At 65.2% G+C, this 22,484-nt stretch carries 21 protein-coding genes; 18 read left to right on the forward strand and 3 right to left on the reverse strand.

The window, feature by feature from the left end; all coding sequences use genetic code 11:
• Positions 1–107 precede the first annotated feature (107 nt).
• The 10 genes from ACT2B0_RS02045 to ACT2B0_RS02090 all read left to right on the forward strand — a co-directional run bounded on the left by ACT2B0_RS02045 (position 108) and on the right by ACT2B0_RS02090 (position 10,781).
• On the forward strand, positions 108–1,904 hold the full coding sequence (locus ACT2B0_RS02045) for an acyl-CoA dehydrogenase C-terminal domain-containing protein (RefSeq protein WP_473460882.1): 1,797 nt from the start codon (positions 108–110) through the stop codon (positions 1,902–1,904).
• 72 nt (positions 1,905–1,976) lie between these two features.
• The gene (locus ACT2B0_RS02050; RefSeq protein WP_473460884.1) at positions 1,977–3,149 is read left to right on the forward strand and encodes an acyl-CoA dehydrogenase family protein; all 1,173 of its coding nucleotides are present in this window, start codon (positions 1,977–1,979) and stop codon (positions 3,147–3,149) included.
• A 2-nt stretch (positions 3,150–3,151) separates the two neighbouring features.
• A complete protein-coding gene (locus ACT2B0_RS02055) occupies positions 3,152–3,598 on the forward strand; it encodes a PaaI family thioesterase (protein ID WP_473460885.1) in 447 nt (148 codons plus the stop codon).
• On the forward strand, positions 3,595–4,227 hold the full coding sequence (locus tag ACT2B0_RS02060; RefSeq protein ID WP_473460887.1) for a glutathione S-transferase family protein: 633 nt from the start codon (positions 3,595–3,597) through the stop codon (positions 4,225–4,227). The genes ACT2B0_RS02055 and ACT2B0_RS02060 overlap by 4 nt, the downstream gene beginning before the upstream one ends.
• A gap of 69 nt (positions 4,228–4,296) precedes the next feature.
• The gene (locus ACT2B0_RS02065) at positions 4,297–5,505 is read left to right on the forward strand and encodes an acetyl-CoA C-acetyltransferase (RefSeq protein ID WP_473460889.1); all 1,209 of its coding nucleotides are present in this window, start codon (positions 4,297–4,299) and stop codon (positions 5,503–5,505) included.
• A 157-nt stretch (positions 5,506–5,662) separates the two neighbouring features.
• Entirely contained in the window at positions 5,663–7,879 is a 2,217-nt protein-coding gene (locus ACT2B0_RS02070; RefSeq protein ID WP_473460890.1) for a 3-hydroxyacyl-CoA dehydrogenase NAD-binding domain-containing protein, read from the forward strand.
• A 134-nt stretch (positions 7,880–8,013) separates the two neighbouring features.
• The gene (locus ACT2B0_RS02075; protein WP_473460892.1) at positions 8,014–8,559 is read left to right on the forward strand and encodes a thioesterase family protein; all 546 of its coding nucleotides are present in this window, start codon (positions 8,014–8,016) and stop codon (positions 8,557–8,559) included.
• Between the two features lie 134 nt (positions 8,560–8,693).
• Positions 8,694–9,314, forward strand: coding sequence for a 2-hydroxychromene-2-carboxylate isomerase (locus ACT2B0_RS02080; protein WP_473460894.1), 621 nt, complete (start codon positions 8,694–8,696; stop codon positions 9,312–9,314).
• 131 nt (positions 9,315–9,445) lie between these two features.
• The gene (locus tag ACT2B0_RS02085; RefSeq protein ID WP_473460896.1) at positions 9,446–10,096 is read left to right on the forward strand and encodes a S24 family peptidase; all 651 of its coding nucleotides are present in this window, start codon (positions 9,446–9,448) and stop codon (positions 10,094–10,096) included.
• A 7-nt stretch (positions 10,097–10,103) separates the two neighbouring features.
• Positions 10,104–10,781: a thermonuclease family protein gene (locus ACT2B0_RS02090; protein ID WP_473460898.1), complete on the forward strand. Its 678-nt coding sequence runs from the start codon at positions 10,104–10,106 to the stop codon at positions 10,779–10,781.
• Here the strand turns inward: ACT2B0_RS02090 and ACT2B0_RS02095 are convergent.
• Positions 10,764–12,422: a lysine--tRNA ligase gene (locus tag ACT2B0_RS02095; protein WP_473460900.1), complete on the reverse strand. Its 1,659-nt coding sequence runs from the start codon at positions 12,420–12,422 to the stop codon at positions 10,764–10,766. The two genes, ACT2B0_RS02090 and ACT2B0_RS02095, sit on opposite strands and share 18 nt — an antisense overlap.
• A 165-nt stretch (positions 12,423–12,587) precedes the next feature.
• Between ACT2B0_RS02095 and ACT2B0_RS02100 the strand changes: the two genes are divergently transcribed.
• Both ACT2B0_RS02100 and ACT2B0_RS02105 read left to right on the forward strand, forming a co-directional pair.
• Positions 12,588–13,001, forward strand: a complete 414-nt coding sequence (locus ACT2B0_RS02100; RefSeq protein ID WP_473460901.1) for a tellurite resistance TerB family protein — start codon at positions 12,588–12,590, stop codon at positions 12,999–13,001.
• Between the two features lie 95 nt (positions 13,002–13,096).
• On the forward strand, positions 13,097–13,981 hold the full coding sequence (locus tag ACT2B0_RS02105; protein WP_473460903.1) for a sterol desaturase family protein: 885 nt from the start codon (positions 13,097–13,099) through the stop codon (positions 13,979–13,981).
• Here the strand turns inward: ACT2B0_RS02105 and ACT2B0_RS02110 are convergent.
• Positions 13,968–14,801: a transporter substrate-binding domain-containing protein gene (locus ACT2B0_RS02110; RefSeq protein ID WP_473460905.1), complete on the reverse strand. Its 834-nt coding sequence runs from the start codon at positions 14,799–14,801 to the stop codon at positions 13,968–13,970. The genes ACT2B0_RS02105 and ACT2B0_RS02110 overlap by 14 nt on opposite strands.
• A 163-nt stretch (positions 14,802–14,964) precedes the next feature.
• Here ACT2B0_RS02110 and ACT2B0_RS02115 point away from each other — a divergent pair, with 163 nt between their 5' ends.
• The 4 genes from ACT2B0_RS02115 (at position 14,965) to ACT2B0_RS02130 (ending at position 19,343) form a co-directional block, all read left to right on the forward strand.
• Positions 14,965–15,696 carry a helix-turn-helix transcriptional regulator gene (locus ACT2B0_RS02115; RefSeq protein WP_473460907.1) on the forward strand — a complete coding sequence of 244 codons (732 nt, stop codon included), beginning with the start codon at positions 14,965–14,967 and terminating at the stop codon, positions 15,694–15,696.
• Between the two features lie 91 nt (positions 15,697–15,787).
• A complete protein-coding gene (locus ACT2B0_RS02120) occupies positions 15,788–16,426 on the forward strand; it encodes an acyl-homoserine-lactone synthase (protein ID WP_473460909.1) in 639 nt (212 codons plus the stop codon).
• A 61-nt stretch (positions 16,427–16,487) separates the two neighbouring features.
• The gene (locus ACT2B0_RS02125) at positions 16,488–17,237 is read left to right on the forward strand and encodes an enoyl-CoA hydratase-related protein (protein WP_473460911.1); all 750 of its coding nucleotides are present in this window, start codon (positions 16,488–16,490) and stop codon (positions 17,235–17,237) included.
• 72 nt (positions 17,238–17,309) lie between these two features.
• On the forward strand, positions 17,310–19,343 hold the full coding sequence (locus ACT2B0_RS02130; protein ID WP_473460913.1) for a glycosyltransferase family 2 protein: 2,034 nt from the start codon (positions 17,310–17,312) through the stop codon (positions 19,341–19,343).
• On the opposite strand, the gene ppk2 is transcribed toward ACT2B0_RS02130, so the two are convergent.
• A complete protein-coding gene (gene ppk2, locus ACT2B0_RS02135) occupies positions 19,330–20,232 on the reverse strand; it encodes a polyphosphate kinase 2 (protein WP_473460915.1) in 903 nt (300 codons plus the stop codon). The genes ACT2B0_RS02130 and ppk2 overlap by 14 nt on opposite strands.
• Before the next feature lie 123 nt (positions 20,233–20,355).
• Between ppk2 and ACT2B0_RS02140 the strand changes: the two genes are divergently transcribed.
• On the forward strand, positions 20,356–21,639 hold the full coding sequence (locus tag ACT2B0_RS02140; RefSeq protein ID WP_473460917.1) for an ATP-binding protein: 1,284 nt from the start codon (positions 20,356–20,358) through the stop codon (positions 21,637–21,639).
• 89 nt (positions 21,640–21,728) lie between these two features.
• Positions 21,729–22,442, forward strand: coding sequence for a phosphate signaling complex protein PhoU (gene phoU / locus ACT2B0_RS02145; RefSeq protein ID WP_473460918.1), 714 nt, complete (start codon positions 21,729–21,731; stop codon positions 22,440–22,442).
• Positions 22,443–22,484: the final 42 nt, after the last annotated feature.

Below are 22,484 nucleotides of genomic sequence, written 5' to 3' on the forward strand. Positions count from 1 at the left end.
CAAAAATTGACGTTTACGCAAACGTCAAAGTTTGATACGGCTTGTCTCCGAAATCGGTGCCGCGCGCCGGCCTGTCGGCGCGCGGTCAGCTTTTGCCGGAGGAAATCATGCCGACCTATCGCGCGCCCGTCGAAGATACGCTGTTCGTTTTGAAGGATGTGCTCGGTTACGAGCGCTATTCCAATCTTCCCGGATTTTCCGACGCCACGCCTGACGTTCTCGAGGCGATCCTCGCCGAGGGCGCGAAACTGGCCGAAAACGTCATGCATCCGCTCAACCGTGTCGGCGACGAACAGGGTTGCGTGCGCGCCGAGGACGGCTCGGTCAGGACGCCCGAGGGATTCAAGGACGCGTACGACCAGTATCGCGAGGGCGGCTGGATGGGCCTGGCCACGCCGGCCGACTATGGCGGCCAGGGCCTGCCCTATACGGTCCATTCCGCGGTCGGCGAATATATGTCGTCGGCCAATATGGCGCTGATGATGTATCCGGGCCTCACCCAGGGCGCGATCGCCGCGATCCTGGTCCACGGCACCGACGAGCAGAAACAGACCTATGTGCCGAAGATGGTCGAGGGTCTGTGGACGGGGACCATGAACCTGACCGAACCGCATTGCGGTACCGATCTGGGCCTGCTGCGCACAAAGGCGGTTCCCGACGGTGACGGCTCCTACAAGATTTCCGGCCAGAAGATCTTCATCTCGGCCGGCGAGCACGACATGGCCGACAACATCATCCATCTGGTGCTGGCCCGCATCGAGGGCGCGCCGGAAGGGGTCAAGGGCATTTCGCTGTTCATCGTGCCCAAATTCAAGCTTGATGCCGATGGCAATGCCGGGGAACGCAACGCCGTCACCTGCGGCTCCATCGAGGAAAAGATGGGCATTCACGGCAACTCGACCTGCGTGATGAATTACGACGAGGCGACGGGTTATCTGATCGGCGAGGAGAATGGCGGCCTCAAGGCGATGTTCGTGATGATGAACGAGGCCCGTCTCGGCGTCGGCATGCAGGGCCTGTCGGTGTCCGAGATCGCCTATCAGAATGCGGCCGCCTATGCCCGCGAGCGCATTCAGGGCCGCGCCCTGTCCGGGGCCAAGGCCAAGGACAAGAAGGCCGATCCGATCATCGTTCATCCCGACATCCGCCGCAATCTGATGACGATGAGGGCGATCAACGAGGCCGGCCGCGCGCTGGTGCTTTGGACGGCGCTCAAATCGGACGTGGCGCACCGTTCGGGCGACGAAAAGGAGCGCCAGGCGGCCGACGACCACATGAGCCTGATGACGCCGGTCATCAAGGGCGTGCTGACCGACAAGGGCTTCGAGCACGCCGTCATGGCCCAGCAGGTTTTCGGCGGCCATGGCTATATCGAAGAACACGGCATGAGCCAGTTCGTGCGCGATGCCCGCATCACCATGATCTACGAGGGCGCTAACGGCATTCAGGCCCTCGACCTGGTCGGCCGCAAGCTGCCGCAGAACGGCGGCCGCGCGGTCCAGGCCTTCTTCAAGGAAGTTGGCGATTTCTGCGAGGAAAACCGCTCCGACGAACAGATGGCACCGCTGACCAAGGCGCTGAAAAAGGGCTTGAACGACCTGCAGGCGGCCACCATGTGGCTGATGCAGAACGCCATGCAGAAGCCCGACAATGCGGGCGCGGCCTCGAGCGACTACATGCATCTCTTCGGGCTGGTCGCACTCGGCTACATGTGGGGGCTGATGGCCAAGTCCGCGCAGGACAAGCTGGCTGCGGGCGCGGACGGCGCGACGGCGTTCTGCGAGAACAAGCTGGTGACGGCGCGCTATTTCATGGAGCGCGTCATGCCTGAATCGGCTGCCCATCTCGCGCGCATTTCGGCCGGCGCCGATTCCATGATGGCGCTCGACGCGGAGGCTTTCTGACGACCGGCGGCGACCTGCTCTGTTCAGGTTTGAACGAATTTGCTATAGGCAATAACGAAAGAGGAGTCGTCCATGGCCACCGATCCGGCAACCGTCCTCGCTCTCCCGAAACCCGCCTGGGCGGACGAGGAGGTCACCATGCTCTACGACATGGCGACCAAGTTCCTTGAGGCCGAAATCGCGCCGCATTACGAGGCGTTCGAAAAGGCCGAGATCGTCGATCGCGCAAGCTGGGAAAAGGCCGGCGCCAACGGCCTGTTGTGCGCCTCCATGCCGGAAGACTACGGCGGCGCGGGCGGCACCTACGCCCATGAGAGCGCGATTATCGAGGCGATCAGCCATGTCGGCGTCGACGGGTTCGGCATCGCGCTGCACAATTCGATCGTCGCCCCCTATATCGCCCATTACGGCTCGGAAGAGCAGAAGAAGAAATGGCTGCCGAAAATGGCGAGCGGCGAGCTGATCGGCGCCATCGCCATGACCGAGCCGGGTGCGGGCTCCGACCTTCAGGGCGTCAAGACGCGCGCCGAAAAGGACGGCAACCACTATCGCATCAACGGCTCCAAGACCTTCATCACCAACGGCCAGCTCGCCAATTTGATCATCGTCGTCGCCAAGACGGATCCCGACAAGGGCGCCAAGGGCACGTCGCTGATCGTGGTCGAGACCGACGAGGTCGAGGGGTTCGAGCGCGGCCGCAACCTCGACAAGATCGGCCTGAAGTCGAACGACACGTCCGAACTGTTCTTCAACGACATGCGCGTGCCGACGGCCAACCTGCTCGGCCACGAGGAAGGCCAGGGTTTCGTCCAACTCATGCAGCAATTGCCGCAGGAGCGCCTGCAGATCGGCGGCTCGGCGATCGCCATGGCCGAGCGCGCGCTGGCGCTGACAATCGATTACGTCAAGGAGCGCGGCGCGTTCGGCCGCAAGGTGATTGACTTCCAGAACACGCAGTTCAAGCTGGCCGAGTTGAAGACCGAGGTTACGATCGGCCGCGTCTTCTACAATGATTGCGTCGCCCGCCATGTCGATGGCGGGCTCGATCCGGTGACGGCGTCGATGGCCAAGTACTGGCTCTCCGACCTGCAAGGCAAGGTCGTGGACGAATGTCTGCAGCTTCATGGCGGCTACGGCTACATGAACGAATACCCGATCGCGCGCATGTATCGCGACGCGCGCGTGCAGCGCATCTATGGCGGCACCAACGAGATCATGAAGCTCTTGATCGGCAGGAGCCTTTGAGGATGGGCGCGGCGATCGTACCGGGCTTTTCCGCCGACCAGGCGCCGGCCACCGCACGCTGGCTGGGCATGGATGTGGTGTCGTGGGACCGCGAGGCGGCGACCCTCAGGGTCTCGTTCGATCCGCCGCGCGACGTGATCAATTTCGGCGGCGTGATCCAGGGCGGTTTCCTGGTCGCCATGATGGACGACGCGATGGGTTTCAACGCCTTCATCAGCATGGACATGAAGAATGCCCAGGCATCGATCGACATCCACACCCATTTTTTCCGTCCCGTCGCCTATGGCCGCACCGAGGTCGAGGCGCGTATCGTCCGGGCCGGTCGCAACGTGGCGTTCGTCGAGGCGGAGCTGTTCGACAAGGACGGTATTCTGGCGGCGCGCGCGGTGTCCAGCACCAAGCTGACGCCGTTTGGCGGAGACATCCCAAAGGAGACGGCATCTGGATGAGCGAGTTTACCCTGCATTGTTTCGCCGAGAGCGGTAACGCCTACAAGACCGCGCTGATGCTTGAACTGTGCGGCGCCGACTGGCAGGCCAAGGGCATCGGCTTCTTCAAGGGCGAGACCCGCGGCGCGGATTACCGCGCCCTCAACGTCATGGGCGAGGCGCCGGTTCTGGTCCATCACCGCGCCGACGGCGATTTCACGCTGTCCCAGTCGGGCGCGATCCTGATCTACCTGGCGCGCCATTTCCAAAAATTCGGCCACGAGACCGAGGCCGAGGAGTTCGAGATCCTGCGCTGGGTGCTGTTCGACAACCACAAATTGACCAGCTACACCGCGACCGAGCGCTTCATGCGCCACTATCGCGGCAAGGCCGGCGATCCGACCGCGGAGTTTATCTATGCCCGCGCCAAGGACGCCTGGAACGTCCTGGAAACCCATCTGCGCGGTCGCGACTGGGTTGCCGCCGACCGGCCGACGATCGCCGATCTGTCGCTGTGCGGCTATCTCTTCTGGCCAGAAGAGATCGGGGCGGACTGGAGCGACTATCCCGCCATCGACCGCTGGCTGCAAGGATTGAAGGAACTCCCCGGCTGGCAGGCGCCCGAGGCGCTGATGCCGTCCGGGCAATGAGCAGAACCAAAGACACGACCCCTGCGCGGCCGCCTTTTGGGCGCACCCGCCGGAAAAAGGAGACATCCAATGGCTGATGCATATGTCTACGACGCCGTGAGGACGCCGCGCGGCCGCGGCAAGAAGGACGGAGCCCTGCACGAAGTGCCTGCGGTGCGCCTGGCCGCCCGCACGCTGGAGGCGGTGCGCGACCGTAACGGGCTCGACACGTCCAAGGTGGACGACATCATTTTCGGCTGCGTCGATCCCGTCGGCGAGGCCGGTTCGGTGATCCCGCGCGCGGCGGCCTTCGAGGCCCGCTACGCGACCGAGGCGCCGGGCATGCAGATCTCGCGCTTTTGCGCGTCCGGCCTCGACGCGATCAATTTCGGCGCGGCCAAGATCGCCGGCGGCTCCGACGAAATCGTGATCGCCGGCGGCGTGGAATCGATGAGCCGCGTCGGCATGGGCATGTCGGGCGGCGCCTGGTTCATGGACCCGTCGGTGGGCCTGCCGTCCTATTTCATGCCGCAGGGCGTGTCGGCCGACCTGATCGCCACCAAATACGGTTTTTCGCGCGACGACGTCGACGCCTACGCGGTCGAGAGCCAGAAGCGCGCCGACGCTGCCTGGAAGGACGGTCGCTTCAAGGGCTCGGTGATCCCGATCAAGGACCAGAACGGGCTGACCATTCTCGACCATGATGAGCATATGCGCCCGGGCACGGACATGCAGTCGCTGGCCTCGCTCAATCCCTCCTTCGTCATGCCGGGCGAGATGGGCGGCTTCGACGCCGTTGCCGTGCAGCGTTACCCCGAGATCGAGAGCGTCAACCACGTTCACCACGCCGGCAATTCGTCGGGCATCGTCGATGGCTCGGCCGCCGTCCTGCTCGGCTCCAAAAAGGCCGGCAAGACCATGGGCCTGACGCCGCGCGCCAGGATCAGGGCCTTCACCAATATCGGCTCGGAACCGGCGATCATGCTCACCGGACCGGTCGACGTCACCGAGAAGCTTTTGAAGAAGGCGAAGATGACGATCGACGACATCGATCTGTTCGAGCTCAACGAGGCTTTCGCCTCGGTCGTGCTGCGCTACATGCAGGCCTTCGACATCCCGCACGACAAGATCAACGTCAATGGCGGGGCGATCGCCATGGGCCATCCGCTCGGCGCGACAGGCGCGATGATCTTCGGCACGGTGCTCGACGAGCTCGAGCGACGGGACCTCAACACGGCTCTGGTGACCTTGTGCATCGGTGCCGGCATGGGCACGGCGACCATCATCGAGCGGGTGTGACGGCCTCGGTCCTCTCCGAAAGGAGAGGCAACGGGCGCCGGAACGGTCGAACGGGCGAAACGGCGGACAGATCGCCGACGTCTCAGCCCCGGCCCCTCCGGCGACAAGCCCGCGCCACCTGCGACGCATAGAGATTTCGAAAGGGAGAAATCCTAACATGGCCTACACGAATTTCACGGTCGAAACCGACAGCGACGGCATCGCGCTCGTCACCTGGGATATGCCCGACCGCTCGATGAACGTCTTCACCGAGGAGGTGATGGACGAACTCGACCGCATCACCGACCAGATCGTCGCCGACGAGGCGGTCAAGGGCGTGGTGATCACCTCCGGCAAGGAAGCCTTCTCCGGCGGCGCCGACCTGACCATGCTGCAGAAAATGCTCAAGGTCTTCAAAGAGGCGGAGGTCCGCGACCACGAGGCGGCGATCAAGATGCTGTTTGAGGGCGCCGGCCGCATGAGCTGGCTGTTCCGCAAGATCGAGACCTGCGGCAAGCCATGGGTCTCGGCGATCAACGGCATCTGCATGGGCGGCGCGTTCGAATTGTCGCTCGCCTGCCACGGCCGGGTCGCCGCCGATGGCGACAAGGTCAAGATGGGCCTGCCCGAGGTCAAGGTCGGGCTCTTCCCCGGCGCCGGCGGCACCCAGCGCGTGCCGCGCCTGACCGACGGGCAGCAGGCTTTGCAGATGCTGACCACGGGTGCTGCCCTGTCGCCGAAAAAGGCCAAGGGCATGAACCTGATCCACGAGATCGCCGAGCCGGCCAAGCTGGTCGACGCCGCCAAGGCAATGATCAGCAACGGGCTCAAGCCGGTCCAGCCCTGGGACGAGAAGGGCTTCAAGCTGCCGGGCGGGCCGGTCTATTCGGCCGCGGGCGCCAATCTGTGGCCGCCGGCGATCGCCATCCTGCGCCGCGAGACCTACAACAACTATCCGGCCGCCGCGGCGATCCTGAAATGCGTCTATGAGGGGCTTTTGGTGCCCTTCGAGACCGGGCTGACCATCGAGCAGCGCTATTTCACCGAAATCCTGCAGACCACCGAAGCGGCGATGATGATCCGCTCGCTGTTCGTGTCGCTGCAGGAACTCAACAAGGGCGCACGCCGTCCCGAGGGCGTGGCCCCGACCAAATTCACCAAGATCGGCGTGATCGGCGCCGGCTTCATGGGCGCCGGCATTGCCTATGTCACCGCCAAGGCCGGCATTCCGGTCGTGCTCCTCGACCGCGGCATGCCGTCGGCCGAAAAGGGCAGGGACCATTCCGCCGGCCTGATGGACGGGTTGATCAAGAAGGGCCGCGCCACGGCCGAGGACAAGGAAAAGCTCCTGTCGCTGATCACCCCGGCCGACGATTACGGCCAGCTCGACGGCTGTGAACTGGTGATTGAGGCCGTGTTCGAGGATTCCGACATCAAGAAGGGGGTCACCGAGAAATCGGAAGCCGTGCTCGCCGCCTCGGCGACCTTCGCCTCCAACACCTCGACGATCCCGATCACCGGCCTGGCCAAGAATTCCAAGCGGCCGAAGAATTTCATCGGCATCCATTTCTTCTCGCCGGTCGACCGCATGATGCTGGTCGAGATCATCCTAGGCAAGAAGACCGGCGACGAGGCGCTGGCGGTGGCGATCGACTATGTGCGTGCGATCCGCAAGACGCCGATCGTGGTCAACGACACGCGCGGCTTCTACGTCAATCGCTGCGTGCTGCGCTACATGTCGGAGGCCTATCAGATGTTGATCGAGGGCGTGCCGGCACCGATGATCGAAAACGCCGCCAAGATGGCCGGCATGCCGGTCGGCCCGCTGGCGCTGACCGACGAGACCGCGATCGATCTCGCCCAGAAGATCATGAAACAGACGATCCGCGATCTCGGCGAAAAGGCGGTCGACCAGGAGCAGTTCGCGCTGATCAACACCATGGTCGACACCCATGGCCGCCACGGCCGCAAGAACGGCAAGGGCTTTTACGACTATCCGGCCAAGCCGGCGAAAAAGCATCTGTGGCCGGGCCTGAAGGATCTTTATCCGCAAAAGGCGCCGGAAGAGATCGACGTCGAGGTGCTCAAGCAGCGCTTCCTCGTCACCATTGCGCTCGAAGCCGCCCGGGTGATGGGCGAGGGTATCGTCACCGATCCGCGCGAGGCCGATGTCGGCTCGATCCTGGCCTTCGGCTTCGCGCCCTATACTGGCGGGGCGCTGTCTTATATCGACGGCATGGGCTCGGCCGCGTTCGTCAAGCTCGCCAAGCAGCTTCAGAAGAAATACGGCCCGCAGTTCAAGCTGCCTAAAGTGCTGGTCGACATGGCCGCCAAGGACGAGAGCTTCTACCAGCGCTTCGACCCTTACGCGGATCGCCGGCAAAAGGCGGCCTGACGACGGCGCTCCTTTCCGCGCCGCAGGCACGGAAAGGACAAGCCAGACAGAGGCAGGACCGGCGCGTCGCCGGTCCTGCTGCGCCCCTTCGGGGCCCTTCTTCCCGTTGATGGGGAGGGGGAAAGGAGCATTCCATGTATGTGTGGGGACGATTGCTGCGGGTCGCGCTGACCTCGAAATCGCGCGGCGCGTACCGGCTCGGCGAGGAAAGCAGGCTCTCCTTCCGCTGCCTGCCGTCCGACATCGATTCCAATATCCATTTGAACAATGCCCGCTACATGATGCTGGCCGATCTCGGCCGTATCGATTTGTTCCTGCGCGCCGGGCTTCTGGGTCTGGCGCGGCGCAACAAATGGGCGCCGATGATGGGCGGCGTGCAGTCGGTCTATGTGCGCGAGATCAGGCTGTGGCGGCGGTTCGACGTTCTGTCCTCGATCGAGACCTGGGAGGGCACCCAGGTGATCGGCCGCCACCGCTTCGTGCTCGAAAACGGCGAGACGGCGGCGCTGATCATGACGACGGCCGGCGTTTACGACGTTCCCAACCGGCGTTTCCTGGCGATCGACGAGGTCGTCCAGGCGCTCGGCGCGCGGGTGAGACCGCGTGCGCCCAATGCCGCGGAAGCCGAATTCATGGGCTCGCACGGACGCCTGCGGGCGCTCGCCAAATCACTGCGCTGAGCCGCCGGTGACGCCGCGTGACGCGGGGTGGGCAAGCCCCCGCGCCGCTCCCTCGCGAATGTGATCGCTGCGGGCTTTCGCGGCACGCGCGCGCTCACTACTGTGCCGGTCAGCATCCCGGAGAGCAGCCAGCCATGTCCGCCATTATCGACTATTATTTCACCGCCGTGTCGCCCTATGTCTATCTCGGCCACCAGGCCATGGTCGACTTGGTCAAGAAACATGGCGCCTCCATCCACTATAAGCCGGTTCTGCTTCCCGGACTGTGGGGGGTCTCGGGCTCGGTGCCGCTGGCCCAGCGCTCGCCCACCCGCCAGCGCTACCGCCTGCTCGAACTGCAGCGCGCGGCGTTCCGGCGCGACCTGCCGATCAATCTGAAGCCGAAATTCTTTCCCGCCGATCCCGCCCTCGCCGACCATGTGGTGATCGCGCTGCTTCAGCGTCAGGCCGATCCGACCGGCTTCATGGGGCGCGTCTTTGCCGGTGTCTGGGCAAACGAGGAAAACGTCGCCGACGCCGACACGCTCGCCCGCTATCTGGAGGCCGAGGGCCATGACGCCGCCGACGTGCTGCACGCCGCCCAGGGCGATGCGGTCAAGGCCGAGCGCGCGCAAAACACGGCCGATGCCGTCGCCGCCGACGCGATCGGCGTGCCTGCCTATGTGCTCAACGGCGAGGTGTTCTGGGGCCAGGACCGGATCGAGGACCTGGCGCTGGCGCTGGAGACGGGACGGGCGCCGTTTACCGCGGGCTGACGGACGCTGTGGCTTGAAGCGTCGATCCGGCCGGCGCGGTCTGGAGCGGTCTTGGCACTGGACAGCGGCGGCGCTGGGCTTTAAAACCCGACAAAAGGTATTTTTTCCTGTGTTTCCGCGAGGAGTGCATCATGCTCTCGCATGAACGCGTGTGGGCTGCGATCGACGCGCTGGCCGAGCGCCATTCGCTGTCGGTCTCCGGCCTGGCCAAGCGGGCCGGGCTGGATTCGACCGCCTTCAACAAGTCCAAGCGCAGTTCGGCGGATGGCCGTCCGCGCTGGCCGTCGACCGAATCGCTTGCCAAGATCATGCAGGCCACCGGCGCCTCGCTGGACGAATTCGTGGCTCTGGTTGGCCGTGGCGTGACGGATGCCCGTGACGCGCTGCCGGTGCAACGCTCGACCGTGCCGCTGCTCGGTTTTGCCCAGGCCGGCGCCGGCGGGTTCTTCGACGATGCCGGTTTCCCGGCCGGACAGGGCTGGGAGCTGGTCGACATTCCGGCCGGCGCGCGCGAGGGCGCCTATGCGCTCGGCGTCCAGGGCGATTCCATGCTGCCGCTTTATCGCAACGGCGACGTGCTGATCGTCGAGCCGGGAGCGAGCGTCAGGCGCGGCGACCGCGTCGTGGTCAAGACCGTCGCCGGCGAGGTGATGGCCAAGGTGCTGGCCCGCCAGACGACGCGGCATGTCGAACTGCGCTCCCTCAACCCGGACCATGAAGACCGCACGCTGGCGGTGGGCGAGATCGAGTGGATCGCCCGGATCGTGTGGGCGAGCCAGTAGCGGGTCGATGCGGGCCCTTCGTTTCGTCTCCCTGCTTGGCCTGCTGCTGGGGGCCGTACCGGTGGTCTTCGCCCAGCCGGATGCGGCGCCTGCGCGAGCCGCGCGCACGATCGCGCCCGACATCGTCGCGCCGCCGGCGATCGATCCCGAAGAGATTGAGCGCGTCGCGCCGCGCGCGCCGCTGAGCGAGATCGGTCCGGCCCGTCCGCCCGGGCCGCTGACCGGGGAGACCGACTGGACGCTGGCGCGTCCGCTGGTCACGGCCGCCGGCCGGCTCGAGGCCGGCGGCGTGACGGTGGTGCTTGCCGGCATCGACATCATCGAGCCCGAGCGTCGCTGTCGGGGCCGGGACGGCGGCGATTGGCCGTGTGGCATGCGTGCCCGCACCGCGTTGCGCGCCTTCCTGCGCGGGCGCACGGTCGCCTGCGATCCGGCCGGCGACGGGGGCGGCGCGGTGCGCCTGGCCTCATGCCGGCTCGGCGAGCGCGATCTCGGCGCCTGGCTGGTCGAAAACGGCTGGGCGATGGCGGCCGGAAACGGCCCCTACGCCGACGCGCAACGCCGGGCGATCGACAATAAACGCGGCATCTTCGCCGATGGAGGCGTCGGCCCGGCGCCGGTCGCGGACGCGCCGCCGGTCTCGATCCTGCCGGCGGACGAAGCCGCCTCAGGCCTCGGCGGCTGAGGCCAGGGTGCGCGCGATCATCGCGCGGGTTTCCTCGATGCCGTAAAGGGCCACGAACGAGCCGAAGCGCGGACCGCGCTCCTGGCCGATCAGCACCTGGTAGATCATCTGGAAAAACGCACCCGACACGCCGGGCCCGCCGCTCGGGCTTTTCTTGGCGTGGTCCTGGTAACGCTCAATGCCGCGCGCCACGTCCAGGAGCGCGTTCTGGATCGTTGCGCTGTCGGCGTCCGGCGGCAGCGTGGCGAGCTTGTCGGCCATGCCGGCCAGCGCCGCGCGCTCGACCGCGTCCGGCGCGCGGAACGTCTTCGCCGGTTTCACGAAATCGTCGAAATAGCGGATCGCATAGCCGACCAGCCGGTCGAGTTCGGGATGGGTCTCGGGTGTTACGCCTGGCGCGTAGCGGGAGATGTAGCCCCACAGCACGGCCTTGTCGTGCGCGTTGGAGGCGCTGACCAGGTTGAGCAGCATGGCGAACGGCACCGGCAGGTCGATCGCCGGCGGCGCGCCGCTATGAATATGCCAGACCGGGTTCGACAGCCGCGCCGCCCAGTCCTGGCGCGGATAGGCCGACAGGAACTGGTAATATTCGTCGACGGCGCGCGGAATGACGTCGAAATAAAGTCGCTTGGCCGTCCTCGGCTTCTGGAACATGTAGAGCGCCAGGCTCTCCGTCGGCGCGTAGGTCAGCCATTCGTCGATGGTCAACCCGTTGCCCTTCGACTTGGAAATCTTCTCGCCGTTCTCGTCGAGAAACAGTTCGTAGACGAAATGTTCGGGCGGCCGGCCGCCGAGCGCTGAGCAGATGCGGTCATAGACCGGCATGTTCGGGCCGTGGTCCTTGCCGAACATCTCGAAATCGACGCCGAGCGCGGCCCAGCGCGCGCCGAAATCCGGCTTCCACTGCAGCTTGACCTGCCCGCCTGTAATGCCGTGCGTTACCTCCTCGCCGTCCTCGTCGAGATAGGTGATCGTGCCGGCATCGGCATCGACGGCCTTCATCGGCACGTAGAGCACCCGGCCGGTCTTGCGCGAAATCGGCAGGAAGGGCGAATAGGTGGCGCGGCGCTCCTCGCCCAAAGTCGGCAGCATGATGTCCATGATCGCCTGGTAGCGTTCGGCCACGCGCTGCAGCACCGCGTCGAAGCGGCCGGATTTGTAATAGTCGGTCGCGCTGGCGAAATCGTAGTCGAAGCCGAACGTATCGAGGAACCGGCGCAGCATGGCGTTGTTGTGATGGCCGAAGCTCTCGTGGTCGCCGCCAAACGGGTTGGGCACGACGGTCAGCGGCTTGTGCAGATGCGGTTCCAGCGCCTTGGGGTCGGGCACGTTGTCCGGGATCTTGCGCATGCCGTCCATGTCGTCGGAAAAGCACAGCAGCCGGGTCTTCACCTTGCCCTCGGTCAGGACGTGAAAGGCATGGCGCACCATGGTCGTGCGCGCGACCTCGCCGAACGTGCCGATATGCGGCAGGCCGGAAGGGCCGTAGCCGGTCTCAAACAGCACCGTGTCGGGAAAACCGGTTTTTTCGTAGCGCGCGATGACCTTGCGGGCTTCCTCGAAGGGCCAGGCCTTGCTTTTCACCGCTTCCGCGAGGATTTCGGCGGCAGGATCGTTCGCGGTCGCGGCTTTTTCTGACATGTCTTTCTTCCGTTCGGGCGCCCAACTGAAGCCAGTTCTGCGCGGAGGGACCGCACAGGCTCTAGAGCCGGCGGCCTACAGCGTCAATTGTGGGGCACATTTTTCCTTGCAGTGCAGCATACGGCTTTCTACGTTGCACTCGACCTTGCCGGACGGAGTTTTGCGGTGATCAAGCCAGAAAGCGTGCAGGAAGCCCTGATCCACATCATGGTGGTGGTGTCGGCGGCCGACAGCAACATGACCGACCGCGAACTGGCCAAGATGGGCAGTGTCGTGCGCACGATGCCGGTGTTCGCCAGCTTCGACCCCGACGCGTTGCTGGACGTGGCCAAGAAGAGCCAGGCGGTTCTGCAACAGGAGGGCGCGCTCAATGCCATCCTCGCCTCGATCGTGGAGGTGGTGCCGGTACGCCTGCACGACACCGCCTACGCGATCGCGGTCGAAATCGCCGCGGCCGATCTGCATGTGCGGCCCGAGGAGCTTCGCATCCTGCAATTGCTGCGCGCCCAGCTCGGCGTCGACACGCTGACGGCGGCGGCGATCGAACGGGCGGCGGTCGTGCGCCATCGCACCGTCTGATCGCACGCAAGAGCGCGCTCACCGCGTGTTGATTGGCGTTTGCCATTGCGCGGTGGCACTGACCGCCTGAGCGATGGAAAGCCGGTGGTGGAAATATGCAGGGGTTCGAGATATCCGAGGCGGCCGCGCGCCTGACCGCCTTTCTTGTCATATTCGGCGCCATGGCCGCGTTCGAACTGTGGTCGCCCCGTCTCGAGCGCGCCGAGATGGTGGGCGCTCTCAAGGCGCGGCGCTGGTTCACCAACCTGTCGATGGTGCTGATCTCCTCGATCCTGCTGCGGCTGATCTTCCCCGCGGCCGCCGTCGGGGCGGCGGTGTGGGCGGAAAGCCGCGGCTGGGGTGTGTTGCGTCGTTTCAACCTCGATCCGCGTCTTGCCGGGCTTGTCGGTTTCGTCCTGCTCGACTTCGCCGTCTGGCTGGAGCATGTCGCCAGCCACAAGATACCGCTTTTGTGGCGCATCCACAGGATGCACCACGCCGATACCGGCTTCGACGTGACCACCGGCCTGCGCTTCCACCCGCTGGAAATTCTGCTTTCCATGGTCTGGAAGGCGGCGGTCGTGGTTGCGCTCGGTCCGCCGGTGCTGGCGGTTCTGGTGTTCGAGATCGTGCTCAACGGAACCTCGATGTTCAACCATTCAAACGCGAGGCTGCCGCTCGGCCTGGATCGGGTCTTGCGGCGCGTACTGGTCACGCCCGACATGCACCGGGTCCACCATTCCTCGATCCGTGCCGAGACCGATTCCAATTACGGCTTCAATTTCCCGTTCTGGGACCGCCTGTTTCGCACCTATCGCGACCAGCCGCGGCTTGGCCATGACGGCATGGAAATCGGGCTTTCGGACTATCGCGGCGACGCGCCGTCCGGTCTCGTGTGGGCGCTGTTGCTGCCGTTCCGCGCCTTGCGGCCGGCAGTCGCCAAGCTGCCGCATCCGGCCAAAGAGGAACGGCTCGAGAAGTCCGGGCCTAGAAGAAGCTGACCGGGAAATAGCGCAGGTAAAGTTCGGTGAAGGTGCCGTTGGCGTTGATCTGATGCAGCGCGTAGTCGAAGGCTTCCGCGAGCTCGGGCATGTCGCGTCGCGTCGCCACCGCCATGCCGGGGCCGAGATAGGCCGGGAGCAGGTAGGGGCCGCCGACAAAGCGGCAGCACGCCTGCGACCCGGATCCCGAAAGCCAGAAGGACAGCGCCATGCCGTCGGCGAACGCCGCCTCGGTCTTGCCCTGGCGCACATCGTCCAGCATCCAGTCGGAGCGCGAATAGATCACCGGGCGCAGATCGGGAAACAGCGTTCGCAGTATCTTCTCGTGCACGCTGCCGCCGCGCACGCCGACGCGCTTGCCGGCCAGAGTTTCATGAAGGGGTTCAGCGACGGTCTTGTCCTTTGCCGCCACGAAACGGGCCGGCAGCCGCAGATAGGGGCGCGAGAACGCGTAGAGTTGCCGGGATTCGGCGGTGACCGCCAGGCCGGCCAGAATCGCCTCGCCCTGGCCCGCCTCAAGCGCGGAAGACAGTTCGCCCCACGGTAGCGCTTGAATCTGGCACAGATCCTCGAGCGACAATTCAGCACAGATCGCACGGGCGAGATCGACGTGAAAACCGCTGAGACGGCCGTCGCGATCGAGGAAATTGAAGGGTGGAAAATCGATTGTGGTCAGGAAACGCAGGCGCGGCAGCGCGCCGAGGTCCGGTTTCGCCAGCCTTTCCCGCGTGTCCCAGAGGTTTGGAACGACCGGCTCGGCGGCCGTCAGAGCCGCAGACAGCGCCAGATAGACGAACAAGGTGCAAAAGGCTCTGAGCATGTATAACTCCCCCAGCGCGGCTCTAGCATGTGCACACGCGATTTTCATCCTTCCGGATCTTGGCCCAAAATGTTTGTCGGATTTGCAACCACCGGTTAATAGATGAAAAATCCACACACGTTATAGTGCGCTGCGATTCCAATCCTGCCATTTGGGGTCAACAATGGGGCAGTTCGACGATACGCTGCAATTTATCGAAGAGCTGGATCGGGCAGAAACGCCGGAGACAGTGTGTCGGCAGTTGCTCGGGCTGACACGCAGTTTTGGCCTGACCGCGATCATGGCCGGCACCGTACCGCGGCCGGGAACGCCCAAGGGCAAGCAAAAAAGCCATGTCATGCTGTGCGACTGGCCGCAGGACTGGCTCGAGCGCTATGTGGCGCGCAACTATGTCGACCAGGATCCGGTCGTTACCTATATCAAACGCTCCCCCACAATGGTGAACTGGCGCAGTGCTACCAGCGAGCTGCAGGCCGGCAAGACCGCCCGTCAGGTTATGGGCGATGCCGGCGAGTTCAAACTCAAGGACGGCTTCGCCTTTCCTCTGATCACCATCGAGGGCACCATCGTCATGGTGTCCTTGGGTGGCGAGTTCGTCGACATCTCCCCGGAAGGGGTGGGTGTGGTGTCGCTGGCTTCCACCTACGCGATCGGACGCGCCATGCAATTGCAGAACGCCCAGGCCCTATTCGACCAGAGGCCAGACCTGACCCCACGTGAAACCGAGTGCCTGAAATGGGCCGCGGAAGGCAAGTCGGAGTGGGAGATCTCCCAAATCCTCGGAATTTCCGAGCATACATCCGAAAAGCACCTGCTCAATGCCAAGCGCAAACTGGGCGCGGCCAATCGTGTCCACGCCGTCGCCGAAGCTATCCGCCACGGCTACATTTCCTGATTGCCCGACCGCGCCGGGACATTACGTGATCGCGTAATATTCGCTCGCCGGACTCGTCGTAGATTTTTCTTTCCATCCACAGGAGGGAAGCATGATCTACGCACTGACGACGAACGAGTTGGCCGCCCGGCCCGATCTGTGGGACGAGGTTCGCCGGCTCAGACACAAGATCTTTGTCGAGGAGATGGGCTGGGACGATCTTCGCAGCCCCGATAGCCGCGAGAGCGACCAGTTCGACCACGACGAAGCGGTCCATCATCTGTGCATGCGCAACGGCCGGCTGGCCGGCTATCAGCGCATGCTGCCGACCACGCGCCCGCACCTGTTGACCGACGTTCTATCGGACCTGTGCGAGGGCGAAGGGCCGCATGGGCCCAACGTCTTCGAACTGACCCGCTACGCAGTCGCCCACGCGCATCGCGACGGCCGGCGCGGTGTGTCCACGGTCGGCAGCGAGCTGATCGCCGGCTTCGTCGAATGGGGTCTGGAACGCGGCGTCGACCAGGTCATCATCGAATTCGAGCCGATGTGGGTGCTGCGCGCCCTGCAGCTCAACTTCCTGGCCCGTCCGCTCGGCTACCAGCGGACCTATGGCCGCCAGCAGGTCGTCGCGACCCTGCTGACCTTCAACGAACAGACGCTCGATGTGGTTCGAAACCGGCGCAGCCATCACGCGCCGGTGCTGAGCCGCGGCATGCCGGAGGACGAGGTCTTTCGGCGCGCATCCTGATGCCGGATCGGGCGCCGCGCGCCGGCGACGTCGCGTGGCCATGGACGATGGGAGAAAAATCATGGACGACACACGAACAATCGAATTCGGCAATCACACCCTCGCGCTGACTTTGTCGGACGAGGATGGCCGCCCCGTGCTCGATCATCGGGCCTATCGGCGGCTGGCGCAGGCGCTTCGCGAGGCGGCTGCGCGCGACGACGTTCGCGTGGTGGTCTTGCGCGGCCTGTCGGGGTGCTTCTGCCTCGGCGGCGATCTTTCGGAGTTCCTCGACGCGGACAAGCATCAATCCCTGATCGGGGCCGTCACCGACATGTTCCGTATGCTGGCGACCTTTCCCAAGCCCGTTCTGGGCTGCGTCGACGGCGACGCGGTTGGCGTGGGATGCACGGTGCTTTTCCACTGCGATCTGGTTTTCGCCTCGGTGCAGAGCACGTTTCGGGTGCCGTTCGTCGATTTCGGCCTCGTGCCCGATGCCGCGACCAGCATCCTGGCGCCGGAGAAACTGGGATACGCCAACGCGTTCCGCTTCTTCTGCCTCGGCGAAACGCTGGACGCCAAAAAGGCGCACGCGCTCGGCCTGGTGACCGATCTGCTGGAAGCGGAAAAACCGGAGGCTGCCGCTGCCCGGGTCGCCTGGCAACTGGCCAAGAAGCCGGCTCGGGCGCTTGCGCAGACCCGGGGCCTGCTGAAGGGCGACACCGCCCAGCTTTGCGCGCGCATCGATCGGGAGGTCTCGCTGTTTCACGACGCCCTACAGGATGAAGCGACCCTGCGCAGGCTCAAGCGGATTGCGCGCATGGCCGCCTGACGCCGGCCGCAAACCAGGCGTGCCCGGCCGAGGGGACAACAGGTCCGGGCGCATTTCGCGGGGGGAGGGGAGATGGTGCAACAGCGCCTTGAAGAAGGCTGCCAGGAGCCGCTGCCCGGTGTGTCGGGCAGGTTCGAGAAGCCGCGGGCGCGGCGCCCCTGGCGGCCTCCGTGGCACGAGGGCGCGCGCCTGCTGGCCGGCATGGCGAGGCTGAGCGGTTGGAGCGGGGTGCTGCGACGGCTGCGCCTATCCGAGGACGACGCGCTGCGGCTTGCCGCGCGCGCCAATCTCAACGGGACCGAGCTTCTCGACGAACTACACGTTGCCGGCGTATTGCCCGAGGATGCGCTCTATCGCGGGCTGGCGGTAGAAATCGGGCTTGATTTTGAGCCAGTCGTGTCGCCGCGCGCGCTCGTCCTGCGCGACCACGAGTTGCGCATGCTGCTTGGCCGGCCGCGCGGCCAGCTCCACGTGCGGACCGAGGCCGGCGGCCAGTCTCACGTGCTGTTGTCGTCGACGACGCTTAATCCCGGCGAGGCGCGCCGCCGCTTTGCCGGTCGCGCGGATCTTGTCGGCCGCCTGCGCCTGGTCGCCCCGGGGCGTCTGCGCGCGGCATTGCTGCATCTGGCGCGCCGGCTGTTGCTGGACGACGCGTTGCGCGGCCTCTTCGCCACCCGCCCGGAATTTTCGGCCCGCCAGGGCGCGACCTCCTGGCAGGGTTTGATGCTCGGTCTGCTGCTGGTTGGCGTGCCGGTCGCCTATGCTCTGGCGCCGGGGGTCACGGTCTGGTCGGCCTTCGCGGTCATCACCGCGGTCTTTTTGATGTGCGTCGGGCTACGCGTGGCTGCCTTGATGCGGGCACGCCCGGCCGCGCCGCGTCCACCTGCGGTCGCGGCCGCGCCTGCGCATGCTTTGCCGGTTTACACCATCCTGATCGCCTTGCATTCGGAAGCGGAGGTTATCGACGACCTCTTCAAGGCGCTCGCCCGGATCGTGTGGCCGCGCAGCAAGCTGGAGATCAAGTTCGTCTGCGAAGCCGATGACGCGCCTACGCTCGCCGCCATCGCCCGCCAACGGTTGCGACCGTGGATGGAAGTCATTCGGGTGCCGCCCTGCCAACCGCGCACCAAACCGAAGGCGCTTGCCTTCGCGCTGCCGGCGGTCGGCGGCGAGTTGATAGCGCTCTACGACGCCGAGGACCGGCCGCATCCCATGCAATTGCTCGAGGCCTGGCGGCGTTTCCGTGACGGGGGCGGACGTCTCGCCTGCCTGCAGGCGCCGCTGGTGGTGGCCAATGCCGCAGCCGGTGTGCTGCCGCGCATGTTCCAGATGGAATATGCGCTGCATTTCAACGGCATCCTGCCCTGGCTCTCGCGGCATGGGCTCAGTTTTCCGCTCGGCGGCACGTCCAACCATTTCCGTCGACGCGCGCTGATCGCTGTCGGTGGCTGGGATCCCTACAACGTTACCGAGGATGCGGATTTGGGAACCCGCCTCGCGCGGTTCGGCTATCGTTGCGAGACCATCACCTGCCCGACCCTGGAGGACGCCCCCGACGAGGTCGGGGTCTGGCTGCGCCAGCGTACACGTTGGTTCAAGGGCTGGATCCAGACCTGGTTCGTTCACATGCGCCGGCCGGCGCGGTTATATCGTGACGTCGGGGCGGCGTCGTTCATCACGATCCAGATCATGTTCGCCGGTATGGTTGCCTCGGCGCTCGCGCATCCCCTCCTTTTGACAAGTATCTCGTATCTGGGCGCGAAGCTGGCCTGGACCGGCACGCTCGGCCGCGGCGACGCCGCGTTGCTGACGCTCGCGCTCTTCAACATGGCGCTCGGATACGGCACGTTTCTGGTTCTGGGCTACCGCTGCCTCGACAGGACCGACAGGCGCGGCTTCTGGAAGAATGTCGCGCTGACGCCGGGCTACTGGCTCTTGATGTCGGCGGCCGCGTTGCGTGCCTGCTGGCAGATCTGCTGGTGGCCGCATTATTGGGAAAAGACGCCGCACAAGCGCCATGCCGCGCCCGAGGCGCCGGCCGGCAACCCGCATGCGCGCTTCCGCATGCCGCCGCGGCCGGCCGGCCCGCGCGTCAGCTTCCGATGATCTCGGGCCCGGCGCAGACGATCTTGTCGTCCTCGTCGCCGATCAGCGCGTCGTCGCGGCCGTCATAGGGCAACGACGACAGAATGTGGCGGATCGCCGCCAGCCGTGCGCGCCGCTTGTCGTTGGTCTTCAGCACGGTCCATGGTGCGTGGGCGGAATGCGTGCGTTTCATCATCGTGTCACGACGTTGCGTGTACTCGTCCCAAAGCCCCATGCCGGCAATGTCGATCGGGGAGAATTTCCAGATTTTCAGCGGGTCGTGACGCCGGTCGTGGAAACGCTTGAGCTGCATCTCCTGGCCGATATTCAGCCAGAACTTGAAGAAATGAATGCCTTCATGGACGATCATGCGCTCGAAGGAGGGCGTTTCGCCGAGAAATTTCTCGGTCTGCGCGGGCGTGCAGAAGCCCATCACCGGCTCCACGACCGCACGGTTGTACCAGGAGCGGTCGAAGGTGACGAACTCGCCCGCGGTCGGGAAATGCTCGACATAGCGCTGATAATACCATTGGCCGCGCTCGACCTCGGTCGGTTTCGGCAGCGCGACATTGCGCGCCACGCGCGGGTTCATGTATTGGCGGATGACGAAAATGGTGCCGCCCTTGCCCGCCGCGTCCCGCCCCTCAAACAGCGACATGACGCGATGACCGCTGGCCTGCAGCCAGTATTGCAGCTTGACCAGCTCGATCTGCAGCCGTTCGAGCCGGTCCTCGTAGGCCTTCTTGTCCATCTTGTCGGCATAGGGATAGCCGCCCGACGCCATATCCTTGTCCTTGATCCAGTCCGGCAGCTTGGGATCGTTGATGTCGAACACGCGTTCCTTGCCGTCGATGGTAAGCTTGATCGGTTCTGTCTTCAGTTCAGGATGCGCGAGGTCGGCCTTGGACATTGATTTTTCTCCGAATTGCGGTCGCGGCCATGCTATGGGCCGCTCCGGCAGGCGTCCAGTGCAGCGGGTCGTTTCCCAGCGTCCCGCGCACCGGCCGCACAAGGGCGGGGCGCGTTGGGCTCGATGACGTTTGATGGTGAGACACCTGGCTGGCTGCGGCGCGGCGCGTCCAATCTGGCGCGCGCCAAATGGGTCGTTGCGGCCGGGTGCGCGGCGATCGCCTTCCTGGCCTGGCTCGGCGGTGTCGACTGGCTGGTCGCGGGGCTTGCGATGGCCGCGGTCTTGGGCGTTGCCGCCGGCGGGCCCGGCGAGCGCAAGAAGGAGCCGGTCTCCGGCAGCGCGGCTGCGGCGTCCTCAACGGGGCTGCTGCCCCGTTCGGCCGAATTTCTCGCCGCCGCCATGCCCGATCCCCTGGTGATGATCGACCAGGCGGGCGCGATCGTCTACGCCAACGATGCCGCCCGCGCCGCGTTTGGCGATTTTGGAGCCGGCACGCTCATCCAGTTGCGGTTCCGCACGCCGGAATTCCAGACCTTCCTGAGCGGGCTGCGCGACGGCGTGGCCGAACCGCATGTGACCGACTATGCCGAGCGCGTTCCGATCGAGCGCTGGTTCCGCGTCGTCGGCCGCCCGATCGGCCATGGCACCGGGCTTTTCGTGCTGGTCTTCAAGGACCAGAGCGAGACGCGGCGGATCGACCGCATGCGCTCCGATTTCATCGCCAATGCCAGCCACGAGCTGCGCACCCCGCTCGCCTCGGTTGCCGGGTTTATCGAGACCCTGCGCGGCCCGGCCCGCAACGACGCGAAGGCCCGCGATCACTTTTTGCAGATCATGCAGGACCAGACCGCGCGCATGGCGCGGTTGATCGACGACCTGCTGTCGCTGTCGCGTCTGGAGATGAAGACCTATGCCGCGCCGTCGAGGGCGGTCGACCTGCACCAGGTGATCGACCGCGTCGTCGACGCGATGAGCCATCTGGCCGCCGAGGTGGGCGTGACGATCGTCAAGGAGATGCCGGTCGCGCCGGTGGACGTTCTCGGCCAGCCTGACGAGTTGATCCAGGTGTTCGAGAACCTGGTCGAAAACGCCTGCAAATACGGCCAGTCCGGCGGCAAGGTGGTGGTGTCGCTTGATGCGGGGGCGGGCGAAGACCAGATCGGCCCCAGCGTGACGGTCCGCGACTTCGGCCCCGGCATTCCCGAAGAGCATATCCCGCGATTGACCGAGCGGTTCTACCGGGTCGACGCCGAAACCAGCCGGGCGCAGAAGGGAACGGGGCTGGGCCTGGCCATCGTCAAGCATGTCCTGACCCGCTACAACGCGCGCCTGGCGATCCGTTCGTCACCGGGCGACGGCGCCGCCTTCACCGTTCAGTTTCCCCGCGGCCAGAGCCGTTCGTCCTGAGGGGCGGTCGCCAACCCGTTCGGCTTGTTCTTTTTCAGGTCATGCGCGTGGCGTATAGAAGGCCGACCTTGCGCCTTGGAGGGCCCGCCATGAAGTCCGATCACATCGTGAACGCCTACGACCAGGAACTGAAATTTCTGGCCAACAGGATCGCCTTCATGGGCGGCCATGCCGAGCGCATGGTCGATCAGGCCATCCAGGCACTGGTGGCCTCCAATCCCGACCTGGCGCGCAAGGTCGTCGCCGACGACATGGCGCTGGACGAGGCCCAGCGCGAAATCGACGACAAGGCCGTCATCATCATCGCCCGGCGCCAGCCGATGGCAGACGACCTGCGCGAAATCATCGGCGCGATCAGAATATCCTCGGACCTCGAACGTGTCGGCGACCTCGGCAAGAACATCGCCAAGCGCGTCGTGTCGCTGAGCAACGCGGCGCAGCCCATTCAGCTCTTTCGCGGGCTCGAGGCGCTGGCCCAGCTCGCGCTCACGCAATTGAAGGAAGTACTCGACGCCTACGCCACGCGCTCGGTCGCCCGTATCGGCCAGGTGCGCGACCGCGACGACGATATCGACGCCATGTACACGTCGCTGTTTCGCGAACTGCTCACCTATATGATGGAGGATCCGCGCAACATCGCCTCATGTACCCATTTGCTGTTCTGCGCCAAGAACATCGAGCGCATCGGCGATCACGCCACCAACATCGCCGAAACCGTCTATCACATCGTGACCGGCGATCAGATGCCGGCCGAGCGCCCCAAGGAAGACAAGAGCCACAAGGTCGTCATCCCGACCAAATGAGCCCGCCGGCCGGCGGGCCGCCTGAACGGTTCACAGCCCCGA

The organism is Nitratireductor sp. J20-h4 (assembly GCF_056780505.1).